Here is a 3564-nt window from a genome sequence, read left to right on the forward strand (position 1 = left end):
AACTATTTGAAACTTTGCAATCAGGTATCTGGACAGAAGTAATTAAACCAAAAGGTAAACCAATGAAGATTGCCAGTTTGCGGCGAGGCTTGCAGCGACAATACCTGGATATTTTGACTGGTATGGTGTTGCGAAAAGAATATGTCCCAGAAGATGCCCGGACTCTGGCGTGGTATAAACTCAAGCAACTAGATGAGAAACTCAAGGGGGTTAATTCAGATGATGAATATACCAAAGCGCACTTATTAGAAACGCGCGATCGCATTGAGAAAGTCTTAAATGCGCCGTTGCAAGGAAATTAAAAAGGGAGTGGGGAGTGGGGAGTAGGGAGTAGGGGGAATAATTTTTAATTGTTTCTCCCTCTCCCTTTTCTTCTTCCATCACCACTTTGGCAAAATACATTTAGAATGCCCACATAGACTAAAAAAAAAGTTTATTCCAGTAGTTAGATAGTTAAATGCTGAGGGCAACATAATAAATAGTTAAACTGCAAGCAAGAGGTTTATTGTTTGGCAACTGTTCAAGATTCTTTGGTAATAGCTAATCCGTTGCCATCGGGTGATGGATACACATGGACTCTTGCCTCTCGGTTGGGTGAGATGATTTCGGACATTGAGGCACAGTTTGGTAAGCGCGATCGCTCTTGGACGATTCTAGGAATTGAGTTTTGTGATAATGGCCCTAAAATATGGTTCCCAGGAGACTCTGAGCAGATTATAATTCAGCTTGGCCTCTCGGCAAAAGAAGATCCAGTTCAAGCCTTGTTTCAGCTAGCCCATCTATCTGTTCACCTTCTTGATCCTGGTGCTTCCAGTTTTGCAACTGTTTTGGAACAAGGGCTAGCAACACACTTCTCGCTCCAGTACATAGAGCAATTTAACTCTAATTACACCACTTCTAATACGAATTATGCGACTGCGGCGAGATTAACAGCACACTTGCTAGATATCAATCCGATGGCCATTAAGGAGCTTCGCTCAAGAGGTATCAAGATTTCACAAATTACCGCCAGTCAGCTTTTGGCAGTGTGTCCCAAATTGCCAAAGTCGATAGCTCTTGATCTTGTTACACCTTTTCATAATTGGATAGAGTGAAAAATTACAGCAGATTTCAAGTTGATGAAGTACACAAGCTAACTCTCAAAGCTAGGTATAAAGCGTGTTTTACTTCTAATTCACCAATTCTGACTTCTGAATTCTGCTGTATTTCTTGATCAAGTCCGCAAATATATGAAACTGAGCCAAGATAGGTTATGTCAGCTAGAGATAAATTTCACAATGTTGTGAAATCGGCATTACAAAAGGACGGGTGGCGAATTACTCATGACCCTTTGCTAATTCGCATAGAAAATATTACCGATATGTACATTGACTTGGGGGCAGAGAGAATTATTGGTGCAGAAAGAGAGGGACAAATAATAGCGGTTGAAGTTAAAAGTTTCATCGGCACTTCAACTATTTCTGAGTTTCATACTGCGGTGGGACAGTTTATTAATTATCGATATGCTCTAGAAGAGATAGATTCTGAGCGAGTTTTGTATTTAGCAGCGCCCTTAAACACTTATAACGATTTTTTAAATAAACCATTTATTAAAACTATTATCCAACGCAGTCAAATTAATCTGATAGTTTATGATGTGGAAACGGAGGAAATTACCCGATGGCAGATTTAGATAAATATCGAAAGTGTATTCAGCAATTACTTACAGAATATGCTCAACGTACCTCCTCCAATAATGAAATTGAAGCTCAAACAATTTTTGACATAGAACAAGACCATTACCAACTGATATATATTGGTTGGCAAAATAGACGTAGGGTTTTTGGCCCTGTAATGCATTTTGATATCAAAAACGGCAAAATTTGGATTCAGTGGAATGGTACAGAAGAGGATGTAGGTGAGCAATTGGTAGCGATGGGAGTACCAAAACAAGATATTGTAGTTGGATTTCACCCGCCTTATATCCGGCAGTATACAGATTACGCCGTGGGATAAAGGCTTGTTACCTAAGTGATATTAAATTTACAATTGAAACAAATAAAAGATGGATAAATGAGCCTTAAAAAAGCGATACAGATATCAGAAGATAGTTCATTAACTTGTATAACACCATTAATATATTCATATAGCGAAAAAAACTTTTGACTATTTGATTGTTTCCAGTGTTGAAAGTCTTTTAGCTCGGTCGTCTGAAGCTGAAACATATTTTCCTCATTTGTCAAAAATCTGTATAGGCGAAGGTATTTTAAATAAAAAACTCAAAATGAGGCAGCAGATGATAAATTTTCCTCCTGCTACCTCTGCTTTCTCCTAACTACTCAACGCCTTTAAGAACCGTTGCAAACTCTTAAACACACTGGGCTTTTTCGCTGGTGCAGCGTCTGTTGTTGTTTGCGGTTGTCCTTTTAAAAGGATGAGATCCAACTCATCACCCGATGGTTTTTTGGGTAATTCGGCAATTCTTTGATATTCGCCGCCGGTTTCCAACCAAACTTCCCACTGTCCTGGGTAGCAGCGATATAGGGCGGTTTCATCGTCTACGGGGCGGAGGTAATAGGCAGATTCAATGGTACTGATAAAGCGATCGCGGACTTTTCTAGCTGTATAACCAATGCCCACAGTTCCAGCATCTTCTAGGCGGGGATTTAACAAGACTAAAGGGCGATCGCCTATTACTTCACATAACTTTTCCAACTGCGGTACTTCTACGGAAGTGGGGGCGATGAATAAGAAAATCTCATCCTCTGGCTGAATTTTTGTCTGCAAAGAAGCAGCCCTTCCCGTACCAATATCTAAAATTTGAAATGGTGCATCACCCCAATCGCGTCGGGCTAAAGCCGCAGCCCCAGCATCAGCAAAGAAAATCTTCAAACGAGAATCATATTCTGTAAACAGTGGCAGAAATTGTTCCGCCACCGGCATAAACTTGAGTTCTGGGAACAGAAACTCAACTTGTATGCGAGTACAGCCATCTGCAAGGGCAGCTTGGACGGCTAGACGAGATTGAGCGATCGCATCTTCAAGACTATTGGGAAGTTGACTCATACTTTGTTATGTGGTTTTAGCATTACTTTTATTGTTCCAGTATTAGCTCTTATTGAGTAGGCAGACGATGACAATCAACTCCAGGGCAGCCGTGACATAGAGAACTGTTAAATTAGCTAGTTTTTTGGGTGTTAAGTAGTTTCTCGCTCATAGCTCTGCAAGCAGCCGCTATTTGGAAATTTTTAGCTGTCATCAGTAACATCTTCATGTGTGGAAACAGGTAATGGCTGTCCAAGAGACAACAAGCTGCTTTGTTGTAACTTCTCCTCAATTTGCCTTAACATTACTTCTAGTTCCACTCTTGGGCTGGTTTGTAAACCAAGACACTGTGCAATTCCATCCGCATCTGTACTCCAACGCTTTGTAAGTTGAATACGATAACCTGAAGCTTCAGCAAGCAACTCGTAGGAGTGAAAATGCATAGGATTTCCAAGATGAGCATCTTGAATATGTTCTCAAGAAGCCGAAATGGGCAGATAATAATGTTCCGGGCTTCTCTACCGTAAGAAACTGTGCATG

At 40.5% G+C, this 3564-nt stretch carries 5 protein-coding genes and 1 pseudogene; 4 read left to right on the forward strand and 2 right to left on the reverse strand.

Going from position 1 to position 3564, the window contains the following annotated elements; translation table 11 throughout:
• The 4 genes and pseudogenes from LC574_RS31395 to LC574_RS31410 all read left to right on the forward strand — a co-directional run.
• Positions 1-302 (forward strand): annotated as a pseudogene (locus tag LC574_RS31395) (peptidase M43); the annotation flags it as partial.
• 207 nt (positions 303-509) lie between these two features.
• A complete protein-coding gene (locus tag LC574_RS31400; RefSeq protein ID WP_229457483.1) occupies positions 510-1094 on the forward strand; it encodes a hypothetical protein in 585 nt (194 codons plus the stop codon).
• Between the two features lie 158 nt (positions 1095-1252).
• Complete coding sequence (locus LC574_RS31405) at positions 1253-1672, forward strand: XisH family protein (protein WP_229457484.1); 420 nt, start codon at positions 1253-1255, stop codon at positions 1670-1672.
• Positions 1660-1995 carry a XisI protein gene (locus LC574_RS31410; RefSeq protein ID WP_229457485.1) on the forward strand — a complete coding sequence of 112 codons (336 nt, stop codon included), beginning with the start codon at positions 1660-1662 and terminating at the stop codon, positions 1993-1995. The genes LC574_RS31405 and LC574_RS31410 overlap by 13 nt, the downstream gene beginning before the upstream one ends.
• A 315-nt stretch (positions 1996-2310) precedes the next feature.
• Here LC574_RS31410 and LC574_RS31415 read toward each other — a convergent pair whose 3' ends face one another.
• Together LC574_RS31415 and LC574_RS31420 are read right to left on the reverse strand one after the other, a co-directional pair.
• Positions 2311-3045: a DUF1995 family protein gene (locus tag LC574_RS31415; RefSeq protein WP_229457486.1), complete on the reverse strand. Its 735-nt coding sequence runs from the start codon at positions 3043-3045 to the stop codon at positions 2311-2313.
• Positions 3046-3227: 182 nt separating this feature from the next.
• A complete protein-coding gene (locus LC574_RS31420) occupies positions 3228-3467 on the reverse strand; it encodes a hypothetical protein (protein ID WP_229457487.1) in 240 nt (79 codons plus the stop codon).
• Positions 3468-3564: the final 97 nt, after the last annotated feature.

It is taken from the genome of Nostoc sp. CHAB 5715, assembly GCF_020829685.1.
Classification (GTDB): Bacteria; Cyanobacteriota; Cyanobacteriia; order Cyanobacteriales; family Nostocaceae; genus Nostoc.